This is a genomic window from Nocardiopsis listeri, from assembly GCF_020741345.1.
GTDB classification, from domain to species: Bacteria; Actinomycetota; Actinomycetes; order Streptosporangiales; family Streptosporangiaceae; genus Nocardiopsis; species Nocardiopsis listeri_A.
Genome location: NZ_DYZD01000061.1, coordinates 1 through 22,654, shown reverse-complemented (window position 1 = coordinate 22,654; position 22,654 = coordinate 1). Strand labels below are relative to the sequence as shown.

General features: G+C 70.6%; 20 protein-coding genes and 1 other RNA gene. 11 read left to right on the top strand and 10 right to left on the bottom strand.

Annotation, left to right across the window (positions count from 1 at the left end):
- The coding region (locus tag K8V84_RS04055; protein ID WP_304070526.1) for an MFS transporter at positions 1 to 813 on the top strand (813 nt) is incomplete at its 5' end.
- A 29-nt stretch (positions 814 to 842) separates the two neighbouring features.
- On the opposite strand, the gene K8V84_RS04050 is transcribed toward K8V84_RS04055, so the two are convergent.
- Together K8V84_RS04050 and K8V84_RS04045 are read right to left on the bottom strand one after the other, a co-directional pair.
- Positions 843 to 1,706, bottom strand: a complete 864-nt coding sequence (locus K8V84_RS04050; protein WP_304070525.1) for a deoxyribonuclease IV — start codon at positions 1,704 to 1,706, stop codon at positions 843 to 845.
- A gap of 67 nt (positions 1,707 to 1,773) precedes the next feature.
- Positions 1,774 to 2,595 (bottom strand): alpha/beta hydrolase, encoded by an 822-nt coding sequence (locus K8V84_RS04045; RefSeq protein ID WP_304070522.1) that lies wholly within the window; start codon positions 2,593 to 2,595, stop codon positions 1,774 to 1,776.
- Between the two features lie 181 nt (positions 2,596 to 2,776).
- On the opposite strand from K8V84_RS04045, the gene K8V84_RS04040 reads away from it, so the two are divergent.
- From K8V84_RS04040 to rnpB, 4 genes are all read left to right on the top strand, one after another.
- Positions 2,777 to 3,649 carry a Nif3-like dinuclear metal center hexameric protein gene (locus tag K8V84_RS04040; RefSeq protein ID WP_304070519.1) on the top strand — a complete coding sequence of 291 codons (873 nt, stop codon included), beginning with the start codon at positions 2,777 to 2,779 and terminating at the stop codon, positions 3,647 to 3,649.
- Between the two features lie 84 nt (positions 3,650 to 3,733).
- Positions 3,734 to 4,495 carry a zinc ribbon domain-containing protein gene (locus K8V84_RS04035; protein ID WP_304070516.1) on the top strand — a complete coding sequence of 254 codons (762 nt, stop codon included), beginning with the start codon at positions 3,734 to 3,736 and terminating at the stop codon, positions 4,493 to 4,495.
- Positions 4,492 to 5,139 (top strand): histidine phosphatase family protein, encoded by a 648-nt coding sequence (locus K8V84_RS04030; RefSeq protein WP_304070513.1) that lies wholly within the window; start codon positions 4,492 to 4,494, stop codon positions 5,137 to 5,139. Before K8V84_RS04035 ends, K8V84_RS04030 begins: the two co-directional genes overlap by 4 nt.
- A gap of 11 nt (positions 5,140 to 5,150) precedes the next feature.
- An RNA gene (gene rnpB, locus K8V84_RS04025) (RNase P RNA component class A) lies at positions 5,151 to 5,536 on the top strand.
- A 56-nt stretch (positions 5,537 to 5,592) separates the two neighbouring features.
- On the opposite strand, the gene K8V84_RS04020 is transcribed toward rnpB, so the two are convergent.
- Complete coding sequence (locus K8V84_RS04020) at positions 5,593 to 5,904, bottom strand: CYTH domain-containing protein (protein WP_304070509.1); 312 nt, start codon at positions 5,902 to 5,904, stop codon at positions 5,593 to 5,595.
- Between the two features lie 298 nt (positions 5,905 to 6,202).
- Between K8V84_RS04020 and K8V84_RS04015 the strand changes: the two genes are divergently transcribed.
- A complete protein-coding gene (locus K8V84_RS04015; RefSeq protein WP_190318368.1) occupies positions 6,203 to 6,346 on the top strand; it encodes a hypothetical protein in 144 nt (47 codons plus the stop codon).
- On the opposite strand, the gene K8V84_RS04010 is transcribed toward K8V84_RS04015, so the two are convergent.
- From K8V84_RS04010 to K8V84_RS04000, 3 genes are all read right to left on the bottom strand, one after another.
- Entirely contained in the window at positions 6,298 to 8,637 is a 2,340-nt protein-coding gene (locus tag K8V84_RS04010) for a bifunctional SulP family inorganic anion transporter/carbonic anhydrase (protein ID WP_304070505.1), read from the bottom strand. The genes K8V84_RS04015 and K8V84_RS04010 overlap by 49 nt on opposite strands.
- 347 nt (positions 8,638 to 8,984) lie before the next feature.
- On the bottom strand, positions 8,985 to 11,093 hold the full coding sequence (locus tag K8V84_RS04005) for a hypothetical protein (protein ID WP_304070502.1): 2,109 nt from the start codon (positions 11,091 to 11,093) through the stop codon (positions 8,985 to 8,987).
- Between the two features lie 346 nt (positions 11,094 to 11,439).
- The gene (locus K8V84_RS04000) at positions 11,440 to 12,036 is read right to left on the bottom strand and encodes a YbhB/YbcL family Raf kinase inhibitor-like protein (RefSeq protein WP_304070499.1); all 597 of its coding nucleotides are present in this window, start codon (positions 12,034 to 12,036) and stop codon (positions 11,440 to 11,442) included.
- Positions 12,037 to 12,409: 373 nt separating this feature from the next.
- Here K8V84_RS04000 and K8V84_RS03995 point away from each other — a divergent pair, with 373 nt between their 5' ends.
- The gene (locus K8V84_RS03995; RefSeq protein WP_304070497.1) at positions 12,410 to 13,171 is read left to right on the top strand and encodes a hypothetical protein; all 762 of its coding nucleotides are present in this window, start codon (positions 12,410 to 12,412) and stop codon (positions 13,169 to 13,171) included.
- A gap of 79 nt (positions 13,172 to 13,250) precedes the next feature.
- Here K8V84_RS03995 and K8V84_RS03990 read toward each other — a convergent pair whose 3' ends face one another.
- Both K8V84_RS03990 and K8V84_RS03985 read right to left on the bottom strand, forming a co-directional pair.
- Entirely contained in the window at positions 13,251 to 14,081 is an 831-nt protein-coding gene (locus K8V84_RS03990) for an ABC transporter permease (protein ID WP_304070495.1), read from the bottom strand.
- Positions 14,078 to 15,049, bottom strand: coding sequence for an ATP-binding cassette domain-containing protein (locus K8V84_RS03985; protein ID WP_304070492.1), 972 nt, complete (start codon positions 15,047 to 15,049; stop codon positions 14,078 to 14,080). Before K8V84_RS03985 ends, K8V84_RS03990 begins: the two co-directional genes overlap by 4 nt.
- A 300-nt stretch (positions 15,050 to 15,349) precedes the next feature.
- Here K8V84_RS03985 and K8V84_RS03980 point away from each other — a divergent pair, with 300 nt between their 5' ends.
- Positions 15,350 to 15,937 carry a PH domain-containing protein gene (locus K8V84_RS03980; RefSeq protein WP_304070490.1) on the top strand — a complete coding sequence of 196 codons (588 nt, stop codon included), beginning with the start codon at positions 15,350 to 15,352 and terminating at the stop codon, positions 15,935 to 15,937.
- Positions 15,937 to 17,793 carry a PH domain-containing protein gene (locus K8V84_RS03975; protein ID WP_304070487.1) on the top strand — a complete coding sequence of 619 codons (1,857 nt, stop codon included), beginning with the start codon at positions 15,937 to 15,939 and terminating at the stop codon, positions 17,791 to 17,793. Before K8V84_RS03980 ends, K8V84_RS03975 begins: the two co-directional genes overlap by 1 nt.
- A gap of 88 nt (positions 17,794 to 17,881) precedes the next feature.
- Here the strand turns inward: K8V84_RS03975 and sepH are convergent, their stop codons facing one another.
- Positions 17,882 to 19,333, bottom strand: a complete 1,452-nt coding sequence (sepH, locus tag K8V84_RS03970; protein WP_304070484.1) for a septation protein SepH — start codon at positions 19,331 to 19,333, stop codon at positions 17,882 to 17,884.
- A 572-nt stretch (positions 19,334 to 19,905) separates the two neighbouring features.
- Here sepH and K8V84_RS03965 point away from each other — a divergent pair.
- Positions 19,906 to 21,048, top strand: a complete 1,143-nt coding sequence (locus K8V84_RS03965) for a hypothetical protein (RefSeq protein WP_304070483.1) — start codon at positions 19,906 to 19,908, stop codon at positions 21,046 to 21,048.
- Between the two features lie 7 nt (positions 21,049 to 21,055).
- On the opposite strand, the gene K8V84_RS03960 is transcribed toward K8V84_RS03965, so the two are convergent.
- Positions 21,056 to 22,354 (bottom strand): D-arabinono-1,4-lactone oxidase, encoded by a 1,299-nt coding sequence (locus tag K8V84_RS03960; RefSeq protein WP_304070482.1) that lies wholly within the window; start codon positions 22,352 to 22,354, stop codon positions 21,056 to 21,058.
- 133 nt (positions 22,355 to 22,487) lie between these two features.
- Between K8V84_RS03960 and K8V84_RS03955 the strand changes: the two genes are divergently transcribed.
- Positions 22,488 to 22,654 (top strand): ferrochelatase (locus K8V84_RS03955; protein ID WP_304070527.1); only part of this gene is annotated, 167 nt, incomplete at its 3' end.

Sequence of the window (22,654 nt, the reverse complement as noted above, 5' to 3'; positions counted from 1 at the left end):
TTCGTCGCCGGAGCGGTGGCGCCCCTGCTGGGCATCGCCGGTTCCTACGCCCTGTGCGTGGTTCTGCTGTGCGCCATCCCGATGGTGTGGCGCCGCTCCGCCCCGGCGAAGGAAGAGGACGCGCACGCCGGACCCGAGGGGTTCTGGCGCTCGACCGGGGAAGGGTTCCGTCAGGTCTTCGGCGACCGGATCCTGCGCGGGAACATGTTCTGCAACGCCGGGATGATGATCGGCGCGAACATGGGCGGCGCCGTACTGGTGCTCTACGCCCAGGGCGACCTGGGGGTCCGGGCCGTCTACTTCGGAGCCTTCACCATGTCGTCGGCGATCGGAGGCGTGTTCGCCACCCTGGTCACGGATCGACTGATCGTTCGCCTGGGGCGGCGCACGGTCGTCCTCGGCGGTTACCTGGGGGTGGCCGCGGCGTCGGTGGCGGTGGCTCTGGCCCCCGGCGCCTACACGGCCTTCGTCTTCCTGGTCGGACTCGGATTTTGCATCGTGGCCTCCAACATCGCGGCGAGCCCCTACTACCAGACCGTGGTCCCCGACCGCGTGCGCGGACGGGTCAACGGGGCGAGCAAGATGATCGGTTGGGGCATCACCCCGATCGGCGCGCTGTTGGGCGGGACCCTCGGACGCGTCGACCTGGCGCTGCCGTTCCTGGTCGGTGGGGTGATCATGGCCGTCACCGCGCTCCTGGCCGGGCGGGTCATCGCCGAGACCGCCCGCCGCGTGGACCTGGCGCTGTCCGAGGAGGCTCGGGGACGGTCGAACGACCAAGCCTCCGACGAAGGCCCGCCGGACCGGGTGTGATCCGGCGGGCCAGAGGGGCGAGTGCCGTCTCAGGCCTGCTCGCGCAGTTTCTTGAGGGTGTCCACGTCCTCGGCGTGCGGCCCCTCCGGGCCCGGGGTCTCCAGGGTGATGGGGACCCCCGCGGTCACCGGGTGGCGGAACAGCTCGGCGAACGGTTCGGCGCCGATGTGGCCCTTACCGATGTTCTCGTGCCGGTCCTTGTTGCTCCCGCACGGCGCCTTGGAGTCGTTGCAGTGGACGAGCTTGAGCCGATCGGCGCCCACCACCTCGCCGAAACGGTCCAGTGCCTCGCGCATGCCCTCCACCGTGGAGATGTCGTGACCGGCCGCGAACAGGTGCGCGGTGTCCAGGCACACACCCACGTTGGGGTGCCAGTCCAGGGCCTCGAAGTAGGGGACCAGGTCGTCGACGGTGGCGCACAGCACCTGGCCCTGCCCGGCCATGGGCTCCAGCAGCAGCGGGGGCACGTCCTCGCCCAGTCGCTCCAGCATCGGCAGCAGGCGCTCGCGGGCACGGGCCAGCCCGTCCTCACGGGTGCCCGAGACGGCCGAACCGGTGTGCATGACCGCGCCCAGCGCGCCGATCCGCGCGCTTCGCCGCAGCGCGTGCTCCATCGAGACGATGGACTTGGCGGCGGTCTCCTCGTTGGGGGTACCGGGGTTGATCAGGTAGGGGGCGTGCACGAACACGGGCAGGTCGGTGCGCTCGCGCATCATCGCGTCCTGCGTCGGGTCGCCGTCGTTGGTGGCCCACCCGCGGGGGTTGGACACGAACACCTGGACGGTCTCGGCGCCGATCTTCTCCGCGTAGGCCAGGCCCTTGGTGGCCATGCCGCCCGCGACCGGAACGTGCGCGCCGATCGGGGACTGAGGTCTTTGTTCGGTGTTGTTCATCGTCGAACCACCTTAGGCCGGGCGGTGGGCCGATGGGCCGTGCGGCCGCTCACACGGGCGGCGGTCCTCAGCGGCGTTCGCGCAGTTCGGTGAGCATCCCGGGAAGTTCCCACAGCACGGTGACGTGGCCGTGGTCGGGCAGCATGCGCAGTTCGGTCCCGGGCACGAGCGCGGCGGTGTGCGTCGCGTGCGCCAGGGGCACCACGGTGTCCTGGTCGCCGTGGGCCACCAGGAACGAGGAGGCGACGGCCGAGGGGTCGAAGGTCCAGGGGCGGCCCTGGACCCAGGCGTCCTGGGTGTAGCCGCCGACCCCTTGGGCGAAGGCCTCCTTGGCCGAGGCGGCCAGGTGCGGGAGGTGGCGGGTGGCGAACAGCTTCCGGTCCGGTTCGGGCCACTCGGCGGAGCGTTCGCCGAGGTTGCGCTCGCCCCATTCCAGGGCGGCCTTCTCGTCGGGCAGCCGCATCATGGCGCACTCCTCCGGCGGGTAGCCCTCCCAGGCCGGTTCCCAGGCGAAGTCGGTGACCCCGCCCAGGACGACCGTGCCGTGCACCCGTTCGGGCAGCAGGGCGGCGGTGACCACGCCGTAGGGGCCGCCGGAGGAGTGCGCGGCCACCAGGAACCGGTCCAGGCCGAGGGCGTCGGCGAAGGCGGACATGTCATCGGCCCAGTCGGTGAGGGTACGACCCGGTGCGGGGGCCGAACCGCCGTAGCCGGGCCGGTCCGGGGTGAGTACTCGCAGACCGGCCGCCCTGAACTCGGTGTGCTGGTCGCCCAGGTTCCGTCGACTCATCGGGGCGCCGTGGAAGAACAGGACGGGGGTGCCGTCGGGGTCGCCGATGTCGGTGTAGGCGACCTGACGCCCGTGGAGTTCGACCGTGCTGTCCCGCATGTGGTTTTCCGCCTCCCGCTCGCCGCTGCCCGCACTCTAGGCGGCGCCCTCTTCGGCGGCAAACAGGCGCCGGTCGGTGTGGACGCGGCCGGGTGGTCACCGACCGTCTTCGCGCTCCGGGTACCCGGCTCGACCGATGAGGCGTCCGAGTACGTGCGCGGCGCCACGGAGCGTTAGTCTCGTGCCCGTGAGCACCTCTACCACGCATCCGGCCACCCTTTTCGACGTCGTCACCGCCTTCGAGGAGGTCTACCCGCCATCGTGGGCCGCCTCCTGGGACGCGGTCGGTCTGGTCTGCGGAGACCCGGAACAACCGGTGGAGAAGATCCTGTTCGCGGTCGACCCGGTGGACGCCGTCGTCGACGAGGCCCTCACCCGGGGCGCCGACCTGATCATCACGCACCACCCGCTGATGCTGCGCGGGGTCACCAGCGTGGCCGCCGACACCCCCAAGGGCCGGATCGTGCACCGGCTCATCCGTTCGGGTGTGGCCCTCTACACCGCCCACACCAACGCCGACACCGCCTCACCGGGGGTCTCCGACGCCCTGGCGCGCGCCGTCGGGCTCACCGGACAGTTGCGTCCGCTGGACCCCGACACCACCGACCCCGAGGGACGGCGCGGTATCGGGCGAATCGGTGAACTGCCCGCTCCGCTCCTGCTGCGCGACTTCGCCGACCAGGTAGCCCAAGCGTTGCCGGCCACCGCCGCCGGGATCCGGGTCGCCGGGGACCCGGACCGCCAGATCAACACCGTGGCCGTCTCCGGTGGTGCCGGGGACTCCCTGCTGGGCGCGGCCCGCGCCGCCGAGGTGGACGTCTACGTCACCTCCGACCTGCGTCACCACCCGGCCTCGGAGTTCGTCGAACAGCCCGGTGCCCCCGCCCTGATCGACACCGCGCACTTCGCCGGTGAATGGCCGTGGCTGGCCGACGGTGCGAGCCACCTGGGCGACGCGCTCGGGCGTTCGGTCGGCCCGAATGGGGCTAACGTGGAGATCCACGTGTCGACCACCGTGACGGACGCCTGGTCACAGACCTTCCAACACGTGTAGAACCCGCAGTACCGAAGACCACAACTGCACAGAGCGCGGGCGGCCCTCGCAGGCCTCCCAACCGCGATCCTCAGGAGACCCCAAGTGAAAGCCGAACCCGCCGCGCAGGCCAGACTTCTCGACCTTCAGAGCCTGGACTCCGAACTCCAGCTTCTGGAACACCGTCTGCACACCCTGCCCGAGATCGCCGAGGCGGCCCGGCTCAAGCAGCGGGCCGACGCCCTGGAAGCCGATCTGATGACGGCGCAGACCAAGGCCACCGACATCCAACGCCACCAGCGCAAGGCCGAGAGCGACGTCGAGCAGGTGCGCGCCCGCGCCGATCGTAACGCCAAGCGTTTGGAGTCGGGTGCGATCACCAACGCCAAGGACCTGCAGAACCTGCAGTCGGAGATCGAGTCGTTGGGGCGTCGCCAGTCCGAACTGGAGGAGATCGTCCTGGAGGTCATGGAGGAGGCCGAGACGATCAACGCCGATGTCGTCCGTCTGGGTGAGGAGCGTGAGGCCGCGGTGGCCAAGGTCACCGAGGTCACTGCCCGCCGCGACACCGCCGCCGCGGAGATCCAGTGGGACCGCACCCGCCTCGCCCAGGACCGTGAACGGGTGGCGGGCGAGATCCCCGACGACCTGATGAAGTTCTACGACAAGCTGCGCGGCCAGTACGACGGTGTGGCCGTCGCTCCGCTGCGCTACGGCCGTTGCAACGGTTGCAAGCTGGCGCTGAGCACCATGGAACTCAATGAGATCCGGGCCGCGGCGGCCGACGAGGTCGTTCGCTGTGAGGACTGCAGGCGCATCCTGGTGCGCACCGAGGAATCGGGGTTGAACGCCCCCGCCGCCGAATGAGCCGCGTTTGGGGCGCGCCCGACACCGAGCCGACCCGGCTGCTGCTGCTCCGGCACGGGCGGACGCCGCTGTCCGTCGAACGGCGCTTCGCCGGACGTGGTGACATCCCCCTCACGGAGGCGGGCCACGCCCAGGCCGAGGCGGCCGCGCGCCGTGTGGCCGAGATCGGTGTCGACGCGATCGTCTCCTCGCCGCTGGCGCGTACCCGGCTGACCGCCGGGTACGCGGCCGACCTGCTGGGACTTCCGGTGGAGTCGGACGAGGGGTTCGTGGAGACCGACTTCGGGATCTGGGAGGGGCTGACCTTCGCCGAGGCGCGTGAACGCGACCCCGAGCACGTCGACCGTTGGTTGTCCGACCCCGAGACGGGTCCGCCCGGGGGAGAGAGCTTCGCCCAGGTGGCCGAACGCGTCGCGAAGGCCCGTGACGCCCTGCTGGAACGTCACCGGGGCCGTCGGGTGCTGCTGGTCAGCCATGTCACCCCGATCAAGGTCACCGTCCAGCAGGCGATGCTCGCTCCCATCGAGGCGCTGTATCGCATGCACCTGGACACCGCGAGCCTGACCGAGGTGGACTGTTACGCGGACGGCCCCCAGGTGGTGCGCTCCTTCAACGACATCGCCCATTCGAAGGGGCTAGACTGACCTTCAGAGGGGGAGTCGGCCAGACGGTCGCGGACCCGCGCGCGGCGCGGGTTCGAGGAAAGTCCGGACTCCACAGGGCAGGGTGGTCGGTAACACCGACCCGGGGCGACCCGCGGGACAGTGCCACAGAAAGCAGACCGCCACCGATCGCGGTGGTAAGGGTGAAACGGTGGTGTAAGAGACCACCAGCGGCCGGAGTGATCCGGACGGCTAGGTAAACCCCACCCGGAGCAAGGTCAAAAAGAGAACCTTCGGGTTCTCGCGCGGATGTTCGAGGGCGGCCCGCCCGAGTCCGCGGGTAGACCGCACCGAGGTCGTCGGTAACGACGGCCCCAGATGGATGACCGTCCGGTCCGTCAGGACCCGACAGAATCCGGCTTACCGGCCGACTCCCTCCTCTTCAACCTCTTCGGGCCGTGAGGACTCCTCGAATCGCTCAGGCGCGGTGGTCCCTCAGGGCGAGGGCGGGCGGACGAGTGTGTCGTGGGTCCGACTCGTGCGCTCCAGTTCGACCCCGAGCCGGTGGGCCCGGGCGCCTGGTTCCGATTGGGCCTGTACGCCGTCCCGATCGTCGTCGACGACCAACTCCGGTTCCAGGAACCCGCCGGCGACCTCGACGATGTCGACGCACACCCCCATCGTTTCCCGGCGGCCGGTGCGACGTTCCTTGACGATGCGGACCGTGGGTTCGTAGCCGAGGGCCGCCAGGGCGCCGTGCATCTGTTCTCGATCGGAGAGCGCGGTCTCATGCTCGGCGCACTCCATCGCGTTGCCCAGCCGGCTCCGACGCCGTCGGTACGGCGTCGGAGCCCGCGCCCCCGTACTTCGTCTCGATCTCCCGCACCGATGGCCCCCGGTGTCTCGAGAACCCCGTCCCGTGGAGCGTATCGGCGTGGGACCGGATATACCGGGGATACGGGGATACCGCTCTGTGGTGATGGTCCGAACCCCTGTGGCACCGGTAGATTGACCCATGCGCTCCGGTCCCCGGGGCACGAACGCCCGTGGGCCCGACGGGGTCGGGCCGACGGGCATCCGCGTTCATGGGAATGGGTGACTCTCGTTGGACTCCACCGCCGTCTGGGTGGTCCTCTTCGGCCTGCCGATCCTGGCGATCGTGGCGATCATCCTGCTCGCCATGTACCAGGCATCAGGCGTTCAGCAGGACGGACGCGACGACGCTCCGGACGACGACTCCGCCGGCTGAGGCGGCGGTACCGGTTCGGGCTCGCCCCGGACACCCTGGACCGGTCCGAAGTCGCCGGTCACGGGGTTCAACAAGTGCACCCTCGCCGACTCCAGGTCGTAGTACATGCCCGAAAGGGTCAGTTCACCCGACTCCACCTTCTCGCGGACCGTCGGGTGCTTTTCGAGGTTGTCGAGCTGCTCGACAACGTTGGCCTGCGCCAGGCGACGTAGCGCCTCGGCTGTGGGCAGCGCGGTGAGTTCCGCGTGTTCGGCGTGGGCCCGGCGCAGGCTGGCGTCGCCCTTGGCCAACCAGTGGCGGATGTGCGTGGTCTCCACCTCCTCGGGCTCCCGATGGGTCCGGTCCAGCAGGGCCTGCATGGCTCCGCAGCGGGAGTGGCCGCACACCACGATGGAGGGCACCCGCAACACGTTGATCGCGTACTCGATCGCCGCGCCCACGGAACCGTCCGGGTCGTCGGGGGCGGGTACCAGATTGCCCACGTTGCGCACCGTGTACAGGTCGCCGGGGCCGCTGGCGGTGATCAGATTGGGTACCACCCGGGCGTCGGCGCAGGTGATGAACAGCGCGGTGGGGCGGTGGCCGTTTTCCAGTCGGCTCATCACCGAGCGCATCCGGTCGGCGGTGCTCGCGTGGTACTCCCGGGCTCCGGCGGTGAGCAGACCGAGCGGGTGGGTCTCCTCCTCGGGTCGGGTGCGGTCGCGCATGTTCCACGGTGCCCACCAGCGTCCCCTGGGAACGGTCTTGGCGGCCGGAGCGGAACGGGTGGAGCTGCGTGCGTACCACTGCTCGTGGACCTCGTCGATGTCCACGTTTCCGCCGGTACGTTCGTGGTCCACCCGCCAGGCGTGGATGGCCTCGAAGGCGGCGTGGTCCATGAAGTCCACGTGCAGGTCCAGGTCCACGCGGGTTCCCACCGGGATGGTGCGCAGCACGTGGGTGAGTCGGGGCACCCCCAGGAACGTGAGTGATCCGTCCACCGTGACGTGCACGCGACCGTCACGTTCCTCGGTGGTCACGGTGAGCCTGGTCAGCCGTCGCAGGGACATGACCATGGCGAGCGCGAACCCGATGCACACCCCTTCCAACAACCCCAGGAACACCACGGTGGACAGGGTGACCAGGTAGACGGCGGCCTCGTGGTGGCGGCGCAGGTCGCGCAGGTGTGCCAGGGACACCATCTGTGTGCCGATGAACACCAGCAGCGCGGCCAGTGCCGCCATCGGGATCAGTTCGACCACGTGTGCGAAGAACGCCACGAACAGCAGGATCCACACCCCGTGCAGGATCGTGGAGAGCGGGCTTCGGGCCCCGGCGCGCACGTTGGCGGTACTGCGCACGATCACCCCGGCGATGGGCAGTCCACCGAGGGCGCCGCTGACCGTGTTGGCGGCGCCCTGGCCGCACAGTTCGCGGTTGAGTCGAACACGACGGCCACTGTGCAGGCGGTCCACGGCGATGGCGGCCAGGAGCGACTCGACACTGGCGACCATGGCCACGGCCACCACCGCCAGGGCGATTCCGTGCCACTGACCGGGCTCGGGCAGGGCGGGTCCGCTCCAGGCCTCGGCCAGGGAGGCGGGCAGTGCGACGGTCTCGACCTCCCAACGTCCCAGGGTCGCGATGACGGTGGCGGTGCCGACCGCGACCAGCGCGGCCGGGATCACGCCCGGCCGTACCCCGGCGATGGCGGGCAGCCGGTTCCAGCCGAACATGATGGCGATGGTGACGGCCCCGACCATGACCGCCGCGGTGTGGTTCTGCGCGACCTGTCGGGGCAGGTCGGCGATGTTGGCCAGGGCGGAGCTTTGGGGTGCGCCGCCGAGGACCACGTGGAGTTGGGCCAGGGCGATGGTCACGCCCACCCCGGCGAGCATGCCGTGGACGACGGCGGGGGAGACGGCCAGGGCGGCGCGGGCGATGCGGAACGCGCCCAGGGCCAGTTGGACGAGTCCCGCCGCCAGCGTGATGAGGCAGGTGACCCGCCAGCCGTAGGTCGAGATCAGGTCGGCGACGATGATGGTGAGTCCGGCGGCGGGGCCGCTGACCTGGACCACCGAACCGCCGACCAGACCGGCGACGATGCCGCCCACGACGGCGGCGATGATGCCCGCGACGAGGGGCGCGCCGGAGGCGACGGCGATCCCCAGGGACAAGGGGACGGCGACCAGGAAGACCACGAGGGAGGCGCCGACGTCGGCGGCGAGTCCCTTGCGGTCCGTGTGGGTTCCCGGCGGCGGGGAGGTGTCTCCTCGCCGCCCGGGTAGTGCTCCCTGGGCGTCGTTGCGCATGGTTGCTCCGTTCGGGTCGAACCGGGCGGGTGCGCGCGGGGGCGCACATGGACGGGGGTGTCCGTCGACGGGGGTGTGCGACGGCGCGCCTGACGGCGGGGACACCCCGATGGGTACATGTTCAATCACTCATTGTAGTCAATATTCATGACACCGAGTGACGAACCATCGCGGTTCTGGTAACCGTTCTCGTCGCTCGGGGCGCCGGGGACCGAACAGGACATAAGAAAACCGAGGTGGCGGGGTTGCCGCCACCTCGGTGGGGTGAAGCGATGGACCTGACGTCGTTCTCGGGGACGGGGGCCGGTGTCACGCTCGGTCGCGCGCGGCCGGACCCGGTTACGCGGTCACCGGAAGCGCCCGTCCTCGTAACCGCCCTCGTAGTAGTCCTGGCCGTAACCGGGACGGGGCTCCTCGTCGTAGGGACCCTGACCCGGCCGCGGGGCGGGACCACCGTACTGCGGGCCCGCGCCGGGCCGCTCTCCTTCGGGACGCCAGTCCTCCACCTGCGGGTAGCCGTAGTCCGAGGGCGGGAGGCTCCCGCCCAGCATGTCCGAGTAACCGCCCTGGCCGCCCGGCATGCCCTGACCGCCGGGAACACCGGGCCCACCCGGTCCAGCCTGACCGCCGGGGCTCTGCGGGGGGCCGCCCTGGCCCAACGGCCGTCCGAACCGATCGGTCTGCTGCGGCAGGTGATCGCTGTAGGGCAGGCCGCCGAACCGGCCGCTCTGGTAGGTGCCGGCCCCGTATCCGGGATCGGTGGGGTACCCACCGGTCGGGTACGGGGTGGTCCGACCCGACCCGCCGGGTCCATCCGGCATCTGCGTGGGCCTACTCGGCCCTCCGTATCCGGCTCCCTCCGGGGAATCCCACAGGGGGACGTTGCCGCCGTGGCCCGCACCGGGAACCCCGGGCATCGCCGGTCCGCCCGGTGCCACCGGACCGCCCGGACCCCCGGGACCACCGGGCACGCCCAGGGCACCCGTCGCGCCCGGAGTGTCGAACCGTCCGGGGTCGCCCTGACCGGTCAGACCGCCCAGGTGGTCCGATCGGGTGTGGGTGCCGCTGTCGTAGGGGTTGCGTTGGTGGGTTCCGGTGTCGTACTCGGGTCGGGTGAAGGAGTCGGTGTCGTAGGTGGGGCGGCTGTGTTGGCCGGTGTCGTATTCGGGTCGGGGTGGTGTGAGTCCGCCTTGGTGGCCCGGCCGGGTGTGGGTGCCGCTGTCGTAGGGGTTGCGTTGGTGGGTTCCGGTGTCGAACTCCGGCCGACCGAAGGAGTCGGTGGAGGCGAGGTCGGGGTCGTAGGACCCGCCCTGGTAGGACCCGGACGGGTAACCGCCGGTCAGCGGACCCGACCCCAACCCGGGGGTCGGGTGACCGGGCACGCTCGGGCCGCCCATGGGCTGACCGGGCGAGGGCATGGCGCCCGAGGGGCCGCCGAGCCCGGAACCGCCCGGCGCGCCGGGCATGCCGTAGCCGTTCAGGTCCGAGCGCTGGTGGGCGCCGGTGTCCAGGCTGGACCAGATCGGCGACCTGAAGTCACCGCCGGGGCTCGGCCGGAAACCCGGGTCGAGCGGGTCGGGGGAACCCGTCCCCGCTCCCAGGGGGGTGTGGTCCGAACCGTAGGAGCCGGGAGGGTCGCCCCCCTCGCTCAGCCCGAGTCGCTCGGACGGGGTGAGGGGCTCACGACCCTCGAAGGGGTCACCCGTCGAGGGCGGAGGTGGGGTCCAACCCGTCCCCAGTGGGTCGTCGTCGCGCATCCCCGAACCGGTGGGCATGGGCGGCTGCGACGGTGGCAACCCCTGCGTGGGGGGAAGCGCCGAAGGAGCGGGGCCCGAGTCCAGGGCGGCGGGACGATGCGGCTGCTCCGGGTACTGGGGCTCGGGGCGCTGGGGCGGTGGGGCGCCCGGGGACTCGCTGTGCCCGAGGCCCGCCAACATGGCCAGGTCCGAGGCGCTTCCGCGCGGGGCCCGCTCCTCCGACGGAGCGTCGATCAGCGTGGGCGGGCCCTGGTCCGGGTGGCCGCCGCGCACGGGCTCGTCGTCGTAGTCCTCGTCGTCCTCGTGACCGCCGACGTCCCCCGCGCCGTAGGCGTCGTCCCGATCACGGGGGCTCGTCTGCGCCGGTCCCTCGTCGTTCAGGCTCGACCAGAAGTCGTTGTCGGAGAGCCCGTCGGAGTCGTCCTCCCAGTCGACTCCGCGCTGCCGCCGTCCCTTGGGCCGTCGCTCCGACCGACCCGAGCGGCGGCCACGGTCCCCCTCGTCATCGCCGTCGAGATCGGCCCGCCCTCGGCCCCGGCCCCGGTCGGGTCGGTCGTCGCGATCGTCCTGGACGTCGTCGTCGTAGTCGTCGTCATAGTCGTCGTTCGAGCCGAGACTGAGCGCCCGCATCCCCAGTAGGAGGAGCACCAGCACGGCGAGCACGACGATGACGGCGATGATGATGATGGTGACGGTCATGGTGTACGCACTACCTTGGGGAGGTCTGCCGCGCCCTGGGCGCACCGGGTGTCGGTCGGATGAGGACCGGCCGGGGGAGGGCGGCGCACTGGTTCCGGCCGACCACGGGGTACCGGACCCACTCCGCCTTCGCGAAGTGGGTGCCGAAGCCCCGCTGCGGTCTCGTGCCGGGGTACCGCGCGGCGGGTGGGCTGAAATCGGTCATCTGAAAAGGGGCGAGGGACACAGCCCTACTGTATGTGCTGTCGTGCGCTGTGTGCAGAGGGCAACGGGAGCTTCCTCGGTTCGTTCCCGGGCCCCTGGTGGGAGGGTGGCTCCGGGTGTGAAACACCCGTTATGAGCTATTTCACTCGCTGTTGGTGATGAGAGAGCCCCTGGCCACGGCCTGCGCGGCGATGTTCTCGAGTGTCAGGTCCAGTGCCGCGCCCTCGGGCAGATCGAGGGGTTCGTTGAGCGCGTACACCGTGAAGCGGTAGGAGTGGGTGTCGTCCTCCTCTGGGCAGGGCGCTCCGTAGGCGGCCTCCCCCGAACTGTTCTGACCGATCTTGGCGTCGGCCGGAACGGTGTTCTGTCGCAGCTCCACCAGTTGCGGGTCCAGGTCGGTGACGACCCAGAACACGAGGGCGGCCTCCGGGTCGTCCACCACCAGAGCGATCGAACCCACGTCGTCGGGCAGACCCGACCAGCTCAACGGCGGGGAGACCGGCTCCCCCTCGGCTTCGCAGGTGTAGCCGGAGGGCAGAGGCTGCCCCTCCTGCATCATCGGACTGATCACGTTGATGTCGGTGGGCATTTCGCCGCTCAGTTCGGAGTTGAGCACGCCACAACCGGTGGACGCGAGCAGGGCGGCCCCCGCCACGACGGCACCCGCACGGACACCGGGATGGGTGCGGGGGACGCCGCGATCGGCGACGGTCCGGGTGGAAGGCAAGACCGGGAACAAAATGGGGCTCCTGCTGGACTTTCGGGCCATAAGGCGAGAATCGCTGTGCACCGGACCCGGCACACGGGAGGCAAGCCCCGGCGCCCGTCACGGTGGAACCGTGCGCGCGAGGGCCGTCTCCGGCGCCGTCACACGGTCCTGAGCGAACCCTACTGTGGTCCGACGAGCTCCTGTGACTCCCGGGAGCGGGCGCCGAGTCGGTCGGCGGGGAAGCCTGGGCCTGTGGATAACCGAAGGCGTGGGTCCGGGGGATCGGTCATCATGAAGCCGTGTGGTTCTCCATTCTCGGTCCCCTCCAGGTGCTCGGCCCCTCGGGCGAACCCGTCGCCGTGGGCGGTGCCCGGCTGCGGGTCCTGCCGGCGCTGCTCCTGCGGTGGGCAACGCCCTGGCCCAGCTTGTGGAGGCGACGGTGGCCACCGACCTGGAACGCTCCCGGGACCTGCTCCAAGAGGGCATCGACCTGGCCGAGGGTGCCGGGCTGAACAGGCTCGGCGGGCTCTTTCGCACCCTCATGGCCCAGATCCTGGTGGAACTCGGCGACACGGAGGGTGCCGCCCTCGAACTCGAAGGACTCCGGGCCGAAACGGCCGAGCACGAATACCGGGTCACCCACCACATGACCAGGATCCACTGGATGCAGGCCACCGGAGACCTGGAGGGGGCGCGTCGGCTGCCGGAACGTACCGAGCCCCTGGTCCGTGACCTGGGCGGGTTCGCGCAGGTCTACATCGAACCCACCTGGCGCACCCTGGCCGCCGAACTCGCGTGGGCCGAGGGGGACGTGGAGCGGGCCTGGGCCGAGGCGGGCCGGGCGTGGTGGCTCTCCCGCAGCGGGTCCGACATGTCCGGTCTGGGTGCGCTGGAGATCCTCTCCCGGCTGACCGAGGACACCGATCCCCGGTGGGCCGCCGAGTTGTCGGGGTACAGCGCCGGGCTGCGCGGGGTCCTCAACACCGCCTCCGCCAGGATCGGGGCCCTGCGATCGCGTCTGGCCCGCACGTTGGGAGGGGTCGAGGCGGAGCGGCTGATCACCCGAGGGAGCGAGACGCCCAGGGCACGGATCCTGGAGAACATGGTGCGGTGGCTGGAGCCGATCGTGCCCGACGACGTCGAGGCCGGAGACTGGCGCCGCTGAGCCCGAGCCCGGCCCGGAACCCCCGAACGTTCCGGTGCGGCGGCGCCCTGCGGGACGTTCGGGTGCACACCGTGGTCCCTCAGGTGCGGCGCCGGTAGGCCCACACCGCCAGCGGGAAGAAGATCGCCGTGATGATGACCGACCACACCAGGGTCCAGGTCACCGGTGCGGCGACGTCACCACCGATCATCAGCGCGCGCATGGCGTCCACCACGTGGGTGACCGGGTTGTTCGCGGCGATGGGCGCGAGCCAGCCCGGCATGTCGTCGGGTGCGACGAAGGCCGAACTACCGAAGGTCAGCGGGAACAACAGGATCATCGCGAAGGACTGCACGGCCATGGGGGTGCGTGCGAGCATCCCCACGAAGGCCGACATCCAGCACAGCGCGAAGGCGAACAGCAGGATCAGGGCCGCGGCGGACAGCACACCGACCACCCCGCCCTCTGGTCGGAACCCGATGGCCAGCCCGACCAGAAGCACCATGACGACGGTGATGGCGTAACGGACCAGGTCGCCCAGGATCGCGCCGATCAGCGGTGCCGAACGGGCGATGGGCAGTGAACGGAAGCGGTCGAAGATGCCCTTCTCCACGTCCTGGCTCAGGCTGAAACCGGTGCCCATGGTCGCGAAGATGACCGACTGCGCGATGATGCCGGGCATCAGGAAGTCCCGGTAGGTCTGCCAGTCGCCCATCATCGCCTGACCGAAGACGAAGACGAACAGGGTCACGAACATGACCGGCTGCAGCATCAGCCCGAAGACCTCTTCGGGGTTGGCCTTGATCTTCAGCACGCTGCGCCAGGTGAGCTGTAGCCCGTTCTGCACGGTCACCAGCGGACTGATCCGCTGCGGGATATGCGGCACGGGCCCGGAGGAGGCGGCCGACGGCCGGGTGGTCACGGTGCTCACGAGCGAGCTCCCTCGGGGTCGTTGTCGGTGTCCGTGGCCTGGGCCGAGTGTCCGGTCAGGGCCAGGAACACCTCGTCCAGACTGGGTTTGCGCAGGGACAGCTCGCCCACGGCCACCCCCTGTTCGTCCAGGCGGCGGACCACCTCGGGCAGGACGGCTGCGTCGTTGACCGGCACACTGGCCACCAGTCCGTCGCTGTTGACGGGGGTGCTCGTGACCGCCTCGATGATCTTGGTGGCCAGGGGCAGCCGACCGTCGTCCACCGTGCGCAGCTCCAGGACCTGGTCTCCGGCCTGGTTCTTGAGTTCCTCGGGGGTGCCCTGGCCGATCACCTTGCCGTGGTCCAGCACCATGATGTCGTCGGCCAGTTGATCGGCCTCCTCCAGGTACTGGGTGGTGAGCAGCACGGTCACCCCGTCGCTCACCAGGTCGCGGACCACGGACCACAGGCCGTTGCGGCTGTGCGGGTCCAGGCCGGTGGTCGGCTCGTCCAGGTACAGCAGCGCCGGGCGGCCGACCAGGCTCGCGGCCAGGTCCAGGCGGCGGCGCATGCCCCCGGAGTAGGTCTTGGCCGGGCGTCCGCCGGCGTCGGCTAGCCCGAAGCGCTCCAGTAGTTCGGCGGACCGGGCACGTGCCCGGGCCCGGTCGAATCCCAACAGGCGGGCGATGAGCACCAGGTTCTGGGTACCCGTCAGCTCGGCGTCCACGGCGGCGTACTGGCCGGTCAGGCCGATCTGTCGGCGCACCTCGTGGGGTTGGCGCACCACGTCGAATCCGCCGACGGTGGCGTGCCCGCCGTCGGGGCGCAACAGGGTCGACAGGATGCGTACGGTCGTGGTCTTCCCGGATCCGTTGGGTCCCAGGACGCCCAGCACGGCCCCCGTCCTGGCGATCAGGTCCACCCCGTCCAGGGCGCGTTCGCCCTTGAACTCCTTGACCAGACCTTCCGCGCGGATGGCGTCGGTCATCAGGTTCCTCCGTTTCGGCGTCTGTCCTCAGTGTGCCGACCGGCGCTGACAGAACGCTGATATGTGCAGTCGCCGCCCTCATCCCGAAATGTCAGCCCCGGGAATCAGGGGGCGCAGGTGTCCCGTTTTGAAAGGAACACCCGACCGGAACGAGCCCTTCCCCACGCCCCCCGATTTCTCGCGACCGCCCCGGTCGGGGCGTGCGGTCTCCGATTCCGCCACGGGGCCCACGGGGCTCTCGGGCGCCGCCGGGCCCGGGGGCCAGCGGAGGCCTTGAAGATACGGCCTAGACTCGGGTGGGTGACGAACATCCCGCCCCACGACGCCGTGCCCCAGCCGGGGGAGACACCCCACTCAGCGGACCCGGGGACGGGCGTGGCCCGACTACGCCCGCCGCTGCGGAGGGTGAGCAGCCGATCGATCGGGGTGTGGACGTTGCGCATGGCCTTCGGCGCGCTGTTCAACCTGGCCCTGGTCAGCGCCGCGGCCTGGGCCCTGGGGAATTTCTCCTGGAGCCTGGTGCCGACGTGGGCGCACGAGAACGCCTGGATCCTCCCCTCCGTCTACGTCGTCTACGCCCTGCTCAAGATCGCCATCGTGCCCTCATGGCGCTACCGGGTGCACCGGTGGGAGGTCAACGAGGACGTCATCTACACCCGCGCCGGCTGGATCAGCCGGGCCTGGCAGTTGGTACCGGTCAACCGGTTGCAGACGGTCGACCACACCCAGGGCTGGTTGGAGCGGATCTTCGACGTGGCCACGCTCCAGGTGCGGACCGCCTCCTACGCGGGGTCCTCGACCATCGAGGGTCTGGACGCCGAGGAGGCGCGTCGGCTCAGTGAGGAACTCGCCGTGCGCGCCGGGACGCTCCGGGACGACGCCACCTGATGGACCCACGACAGGACCCCCACGAGCTCCCCGAACCCCACCAGAACCCTCAGAGCCCTCCGTCCGAGCCCTCCGGGAACGGGTCCGGCGGCTGGGTCGCGCCCGGCAGCACCCCGGACACCCCCGAAGCGCCGGGTCCAGCGACACCTCCTCCGGGCCACCACGGCCCCGCCGCGGGGCCGGGCCACTGGTGGCCCACGACCCCCGCGCCCCCTGGATCTCCCACCTTCGCCGAACCCGCCGAACCAGAGGGAGGGGCCTTCCGTTCCTGGTGGGGCGAGGACCCCGCCGGCCCAGGCCCGCCCTTCGGGGTGGAGACCGCGCGCAGACTCAGCCCGCGCACCCTGGTCGTCGGCCCCATCATCCAGATCCGGGGCCTGCTGTTGCCGATCGCCGCCGGTCTGGTGGTCGGCGGGTTCAACCCCTGGATCCTCACCGCCACCCTGTTCGCGGTCCTGGGCCTGCTCATCGGCGGGTTCGTCACGTGGAAGACCTTCCGCTACGAGATCGGCGAGGAACGCCTGGAGATCCGCAGCGGCCTGATCAGGCGCTCTCGGCGCACCATTCCCCTGGAACGGGTGCGCGGGGTCGACGTCACCAGCACCCTGCTGCACCGCGTGCTGGGTGTGGCCGTGGTGCGCATCGAGGCCGCGTCGGGGGCCGCGGGTGCCACCGAGGACGGCAAGCTCGACGCGGTGGACGCCGCCGAGGCCGAGCGTCTGCGCACGGTCCTGCTGCACCGCAAGGCCGTGCTCAGCGGGCGGAGCGAGGAGGCGACCACGACGGGGGAGGAGGGCGCCACCTCCGTCGCCGCCACCACCTCCGCCGGAACGGACACCTCCGGATCCGTGACCGCGCCGGAGGACGACACGGTCACCTACTTCCGGATGCCTCGGACCTGGTATCTGTTCGGGGCGCTCAGCGTGGGTCACCTGGTGACCCCGTTCGTTCTCCTGGCCACCCTGTTCGGGATGGTCCAACAGTCGGCGGGGCAGATGGCCACCGACTTCCTCGTGGATTGGGTGACCAGCACCGATCGAGGCTTCCTGGTGGTGTTCGCCGCGGTGTCCGTGGGCGTTCTGGTGTTGCTGATGCCGGTCTTCGCGGTGGTCTCCTACGCCCTCACCCACTGGGGGTTCGCGCTGCGGGGTCGGGACGGTTCCCTGGTGGCCGAACGCGGTCTGTTCACCCGCCGCAGCGTCACCCTGGAACGGCGCCGCATCCGCGGGTACGAGCTGCGGGACAACCCCCTCGAACGCACCCGGAGGGCGGTGCGACTGCGTGCCATCGTCACCGGCCTGGGGGACACCGCCAACCGTGCGGTCCTGCTGCCGATCGGGCCCCGTCCCAAGGTGGAGGAGGTGGTCGACCGCGCCCTGGACCTGTTCCGAGGCCGGCTCACCCGTCACCCGCGGGCGGCCCTGTACCGGCGCCTCACCCGAGCGGTGCTGCCGTTCGTCGTGGTGGCGGGGGCGGCCCTGTACCTGGACCTGACCTGGCCGGCGATCGTGGCCGGGGCGCTCGCACTCCTCGGGGTGCCCTTGGCGGTGGACCGGTACCGGTCCCTGGGGCACGGCTACGACGGGGAACGGGTGAGCGTGCGCTCGGGTTCGCTGCAACGCGGCCAGGCCACGGTGGAGCGGTCGGCGGTGATCGGCTGGACCTGGACCCAGACGCTGTTCCAGCGTCGCTCGGGGTTGGCCGACCTCCAGGTGACAGTGGGCGCCGGAGCCGGCGGTTACACGGCCCAGGACGCCTCGTTGGGGGAGTCGGTCGACTTCGCCGGGCGGATCACCCCGGAGATGGTGCGGCCCTTCCTGATGGACGACGAAGGCCCGCGCGCCGACACCACCTGAGGCACGCTCCCCGCAAGCGGGGGACACCGGACAAGAGCGAGGGGGCGATCACCGACCGGTGATCGCCCCCTCGCCTCGGCGGGCGCGCCTACTCGTTCTTCTTCGAACCGAACATGATCTCGTCCCAGGAGGGCACCGAGGCGCGGCGTCCTCGCCCCTTGCGCTTGGGAGCGGCGGCGCTCCCGGCGTTGGCTCCGTTGGTGCCACCGGCGGCGGCCGGAATCGGGGGCTGCTCGTCCGCGGCCCGTCGTGGGGTGCCCTTGTCGTTGAGGTCGATGGTGGCGCGACGTCGACGCGGTCGTTCCGGTTCGGCCGCGGGCGGAGCCGGCTCGGGTTCGGGCGCCGGCGCCGGTCGCGTGTCCATCCAGTCCGGGGTTCCCGGAGAGTCGGGACGGCCACGCGTCTCGGACAGGTGTCGGGGCTCGGAGCCGGGTTCGTCGAATACTGCCGCGGGACGTGCCGGTTCGGGCTCGTCGTGGTGTTCGATCCGCTCCATGGGGCGCTCGGAACGGCGCTCCACGGGACGTTCGGCGGGTCGCTCCGTGAATCGTTCCGCCGGAGGCTCGGAGCGCGCGGGCGGTTCCGCCGGGTGTCGGTGCCGTGGCGGCTCGTTCCGAGAGAAGCCGGGCATCGGGGCGGCGGGCGGTGCCTCCTGAGGCGTGCGCTCCGGCCCGCGTTCGGGGGCCCGCTCGGGAGGGCGTTCAGATCCCCGCTCGGGCCGCCGGCGCGTCGGATGCCCGGCCTCCTCACGGATCGGTACCCCGAACTGGTCCGTCTGCGGAGCCGGGCGCAGTGGCTCGTCCAACGGCGTGTCCTGCGCGGACGACAGGCGACGCGGAGCGACGTGGTCCGGGCGGCGCTCGGCGGCGGACTGTGCGTCCAGGCGGGGCAGGTCGGTGGTGGCCTCGTTACGGCGTGGAGCGAACGGGGTGACGTTGGCCGCGGTCGGGGGCGAGGCGGACAAGGGCTCCTCGAAGGAGAACCTTGCGGCCTCCTCGTCGGCCGGCGCGACGGAGTTGTGTCTGGGCTCGTACAGCCAGTGGGCGACGCGCTCGTCGCCCCCGTGCAGGAAGACGAGCTTGAGTTGCCAGGTGCGGTCCTCGCGCTTCCAGGAGTCCCACACGGCGTCGCCGGTCTCCAGTTGGTGGGCGCCGATCCGCTTGGTGACGATCTCTTCCAGGGAGGGACCGGGTACGGCGTCGCCCTGGGCGCGTACGGTGGCGCGCTGGGCCTGTTGCGCGATGTACTCGCGCTCCTGGAGTACGGGTCCTTCGAACCAACGCACCCGTTCGATGGGTATCCCGGAGATCTCGGAGATGGCCTCCGCGGTCTCGCCGGACCGGATGCGGGCCTGGATTTCCTTGGGGCGCAACGGATTCTCCACTTCGATCTCGTACTGGCCGAGCCGGGAGAACTGGCCGCGTACGGCGGCTCGCAGACGGTCGTCGACGGGCAGCATGAACCGGGTTCCACGGCCGGTGCTGGCCAGCACCAGATAGGTGCCGTCCTCGCTCACGGCCACGAGGCGAAGCTCGTGCATCGCCCTCCCTTTCACGTCCCGTCGAGGGTCGGTATGGACCGTCCCTCGCGTTCTCCAAGTCTGGTCGGCCGACAACTGTTCGGCCAGTACCGCGCCCGGCATGTCCGAACTGTGCCCGCCTCCCGGTCCGTGGTGGTCACCACGGTGGGAGTCGACCCCGGCTGTTCGGGGTCCTCACGGTCGCTTCCGTTGCCAATCTTGACACGGTGAGCCTTGCGCGACCGGGAGCGATCGTCGGTGAATGTCGCCGATTCCGCACGAAGGCTCCGCGGTGATGGTATCCCGCGCACCTCGAATCACCCCAGAGTCGGGAAAAACTCCGATCTCGGGCGAAGTGGCGACATCATCCACCTTATGATTCGCAACTCGACACGCCGATGGACGCCAGATGGTGACGCTTCTTATTTGATGGCGTTATCAGAGTCCTGTCCCCCTTAGTGTTAGGTATCCACCCATGGGCGTTATGTGAGAGTTGGGGCCTACGGGGATATCTGCCCCACCACACGCCCATCCCATGACATGACGAGTGTCCCGCCGCGCTCGCGCGCGGCCGACGGAGGGGGGACCACACCATGCCCAGACCTGAGTACGGGGGCGGTCCGAACGAGCGGGATCGATCGACCGGACGGGCCCAGCGGGCCGATCATGACACCGATGACGACCGGGACGACCGGGACGACAACGGCGACAAGGACGACAAGGGCAAACGCATCGACCTGAGCGTGACGCAGGTCGTGGGGGCCGGCGTGGCCACCCTGACCGCGGCGACCGCGGCCTCCTACCTGAACGTCTACGGAACCGTCATCGGTACCGCCGTCATGGCCGTGCTCAGCACCAGCGCCACCCCGGTGATCCAACACTGGATCACCCGCAGCGGAGAGCGGGCCAAGGGGCTGGCGGAGAAGGCCAAGCACTCCCACGCCGCCCCTTTCACGGAACGGCCGGAACCGGCCACCGAGAAGGACGACCTCGACGCCACGACCGCCTTCCAGGCCCCCGAGGTCCTCCAGGATCCTGAAGACGCCACCCGGACCATGGCCATGCCCTCCCTGGGACGCGACCTGCCCGGTCAGACCCTGGCGCACGGATTCGGAAACCCGGCCGACCCCACCCGGCCCCACGACCCGGTCCCGGGCGAGCCGACCGAACTCCTGCCTTCGGTAGGGCCCGACGACGACTCCGACACCGCGGCTTCGGACGCGACCGGGGAGGAGGGAACACGGCCCGAGCGTGGATGGCGTGCCGTCCTCATCCCCGCCGGAGTGGTGTTCGTCCTCGTCATGCTGGTCATCTTGGCCTTCGAGTTGCTCACCGGGCGTTCCCTGACCGCCTGGACCCAGGGGCAGCAGGAGCCGACCTCGCCCTCCCTGTTGGGCGGCCAGTCCGCCCCGGCCCACACCGGCGAGGACGAGGACGCCGACACCTCGGGGAACGACCGGGAGCCGCAGGAGGAGGGGACGGACACCGCTCCCGGGACGGGGACGGAGGACCCCGCCGAACCCGGCACGAGCCCGGGCGAGCAGGACACCGACACCCCGTCCGTGCCCACCGAACCGGCCGAACCGCCGGCGGAGGACCCCGAGCCGCAACTGCCCCAGGATCCGGTCGAACCCGAACCCGGTGACGGCGAACAGGGAGGGGACGCCCCGCAGGACGGGGCTCCCCAGGGCGGGACCCAGAACGGCACCCAGGGCGGATCGGTGCCCACCGGCTGACCACGGGTCAGCCGAACACCCGGTCCAGGTAGGCGTTGCCGAAACGGCGGTGCGGGTCCACCCGTTCCCGCACCGCCAGGGCGTCGCCCAGTCGTGGGTAGACCTCCTCCAGGTAGGAGCGATCCCGGGTGTGCAGCTTGCCCCAGTGCGGGCGTCCGCCCACCGACGTGAACAGCGCCTCCAAGTCCGCGAAGTACTCCCGATAGGGAGTCCCCTGGTACATGTGCACGGCGACATAGGCGCTCTCGCGCTCGTGGGCGGTCGACAACCACACGTCGTCGGCGGGAGCGAAGCGCACCTCCACGGGAAAGCTCACCCGGTGGTCGCCGCGGTCCACGATCGAACGCGTCTCGCGCAGGACGTCCGCCACGTGTTCGACGGGGATCGCGTACTCCATCTCGACGAAGCGCACATCCCGCACCGAGGCGAACACCTTGTGCGAGACGTCGGTGTAGGAGCGCGCCGACAGCGCGCGGGAGCTGATCTGGTTGACCGTGGGGACCGTCGCCGGGAAGCGACGACACATCCGGTTGACCCGTTCGAAGACCCGGTTGGACAGGAAGTCGTCGTCCAGCCACGCCTTGAACGGCGGCAGGGGTCGGGCGGGCCCCTCACTGATGTTGTTGCGCTTGGTGTTGGTGTTGCCCGTGTGCGGGAACCAGAAGAACTCGAAGTGGTCGTTGTCGGCGCGCAGCTCGGGCAACCGCTCCAACACCTCGTCCAAGGGCATGGGCGCTTCTCGGGCCCGCAACAGGAAGGCCGGGCGCACCGCGAAGGTCAACGCCGTGACGACGCCGAACGCGCCCAACCCCACCCGGGCCGCGTGGAACAGGTCCGGTTCGTGTTCGGCCGAGCACTCCACCACCGAACCGTCGGCCAGGACCAGTTCCATGCCGACCACCTGGCTCGCCAGACCGCCCGCGTCCCGCCCGGTGCCGTGCGTCCCCGTCTGGACCGCGCCCGAGACGGTCTGCACGGCGATGTCGCCCATGTTGGCCAGCGCCAGCCCCTGCTCGGCCAGGGCGTCGTTGAAGTCGCACAGGGGTGTGCCCGCGGCGACGGTGGCGGTACCGGCCACGGGGTCGACCGAGCGCAACCCGGTCAGGGAGGTGGGGGAGAGAAGCAGCCCGTCGGTGATGGCCACGTCCGTGAAGGAATGTCCCGTGCCGACCATGCGGACCCGCAGGTCCTCGGCCGCCGCCGCCATCACCGCCGCCGCGACCTCCTCGGTGCTGCCGGGGGCCGTCGTCCGACGGGGGCGGGCCTGGTAGGTGTCGGCCCAGGTGTGCCACAACACATCAGTCATGCGCTGACATTACCGACCGGTCACTTATGTGACCAGAGCCCCGAGTGGAGCCGGTCACTTTCGGACCCGAAGTCCCACGACAAGGGGCGGGGGTGGAACCGGACGGGCCACGGGAGCTGGTTACATGAACAGCATGAGGCCTTACGACGCGTTTTTGCTGATCTCCTTCGGTGGACCGGAGGGCGAGGACGAGGTCATCCCGTTCCTGGAGAACGTCACCCGCGGGCGCAACATCCCCCGCGAAAGGTTGGCGGAGGTCGGTGAGCACTACTTCCTGTTCAAGGGAGTGAGCCCGATCAA

Coding starts and splice junctions, on each gene's coding strand:
- K8V84_RS03960 (WP_304070482.1), bottom strand. CDS start 22,354: ATGACTGATGTGTTGTGGCACACCTGGGCCGACACCTACCAGGCCCGC.
- K8V84_RS04010 (WP_304070505.1), bottom strand. CDS start 8,637: ATGCGCAACGACGCCCAGGGAGCACTACCCGGGCGGCGAGGAGACACC.
- K8V84_RS04030 (WP_304070513.1), top strand. CDS start 4,492: ATGAGCCGCGTTTGGGGCGCGCCCGACACCGAGCCGACCCGGCTGCTG.
- sepH (WP_304070484.1), bottom strand. CDS start 19,333: ATGCACGAGCTTCGCCTCGTGGCCGTGAGCGAGGACGGCACCTATCTG.
- K8V84_RS03975 (WP_304070487.1), top strand. CDS start 15,937: ATGGACCCACGACAGGACCCCCACGAGCTCCCCGAACCCCACCAGAAC.
- K8V84_RS04045 (WP_304070522.1), bottom strand. CDS start 2,595: ATGCGGGACAGCACGGTCGAACTCCACGGGCGTCAGGTCGCCTACACC.
- K8V84_RS03985 (WP_304070492.1), bottom strand. CDS start 15,049: ATGACCGACGCCATCCGCGCGGAAGGTCTGGTCAAGGAGTTCAAGGGC.
- K8V84_RS04020 (WP_304070509.1), bottom strand. CDS start 5,904: ATGGAGTGCGCCGAGCATGAGACCGCGCTCTCCGATCGAGAACAGATG.
- K8V84_RS04050 (WP_304070525.1), bottom strand. CDS start 1,706: ATGAACAACACCGAACAAAGACCTCAGTCCCCGATCGGCGCGCACGTT.
- K8V84_RS04005 (WP_304070502.1), bottom strand. CDS start 11,093: ATGACCGTCACCATCATCATCATCGCCGTCATCGTCGTGCTCGCCGTG.
- K8V84_RS03965 (WP_304070483.1), top strand. CDS start 19,906: ATGCCCAGACCTGAGTACGGGGGCGGTCCGAACGAGCGGGATCGATCG.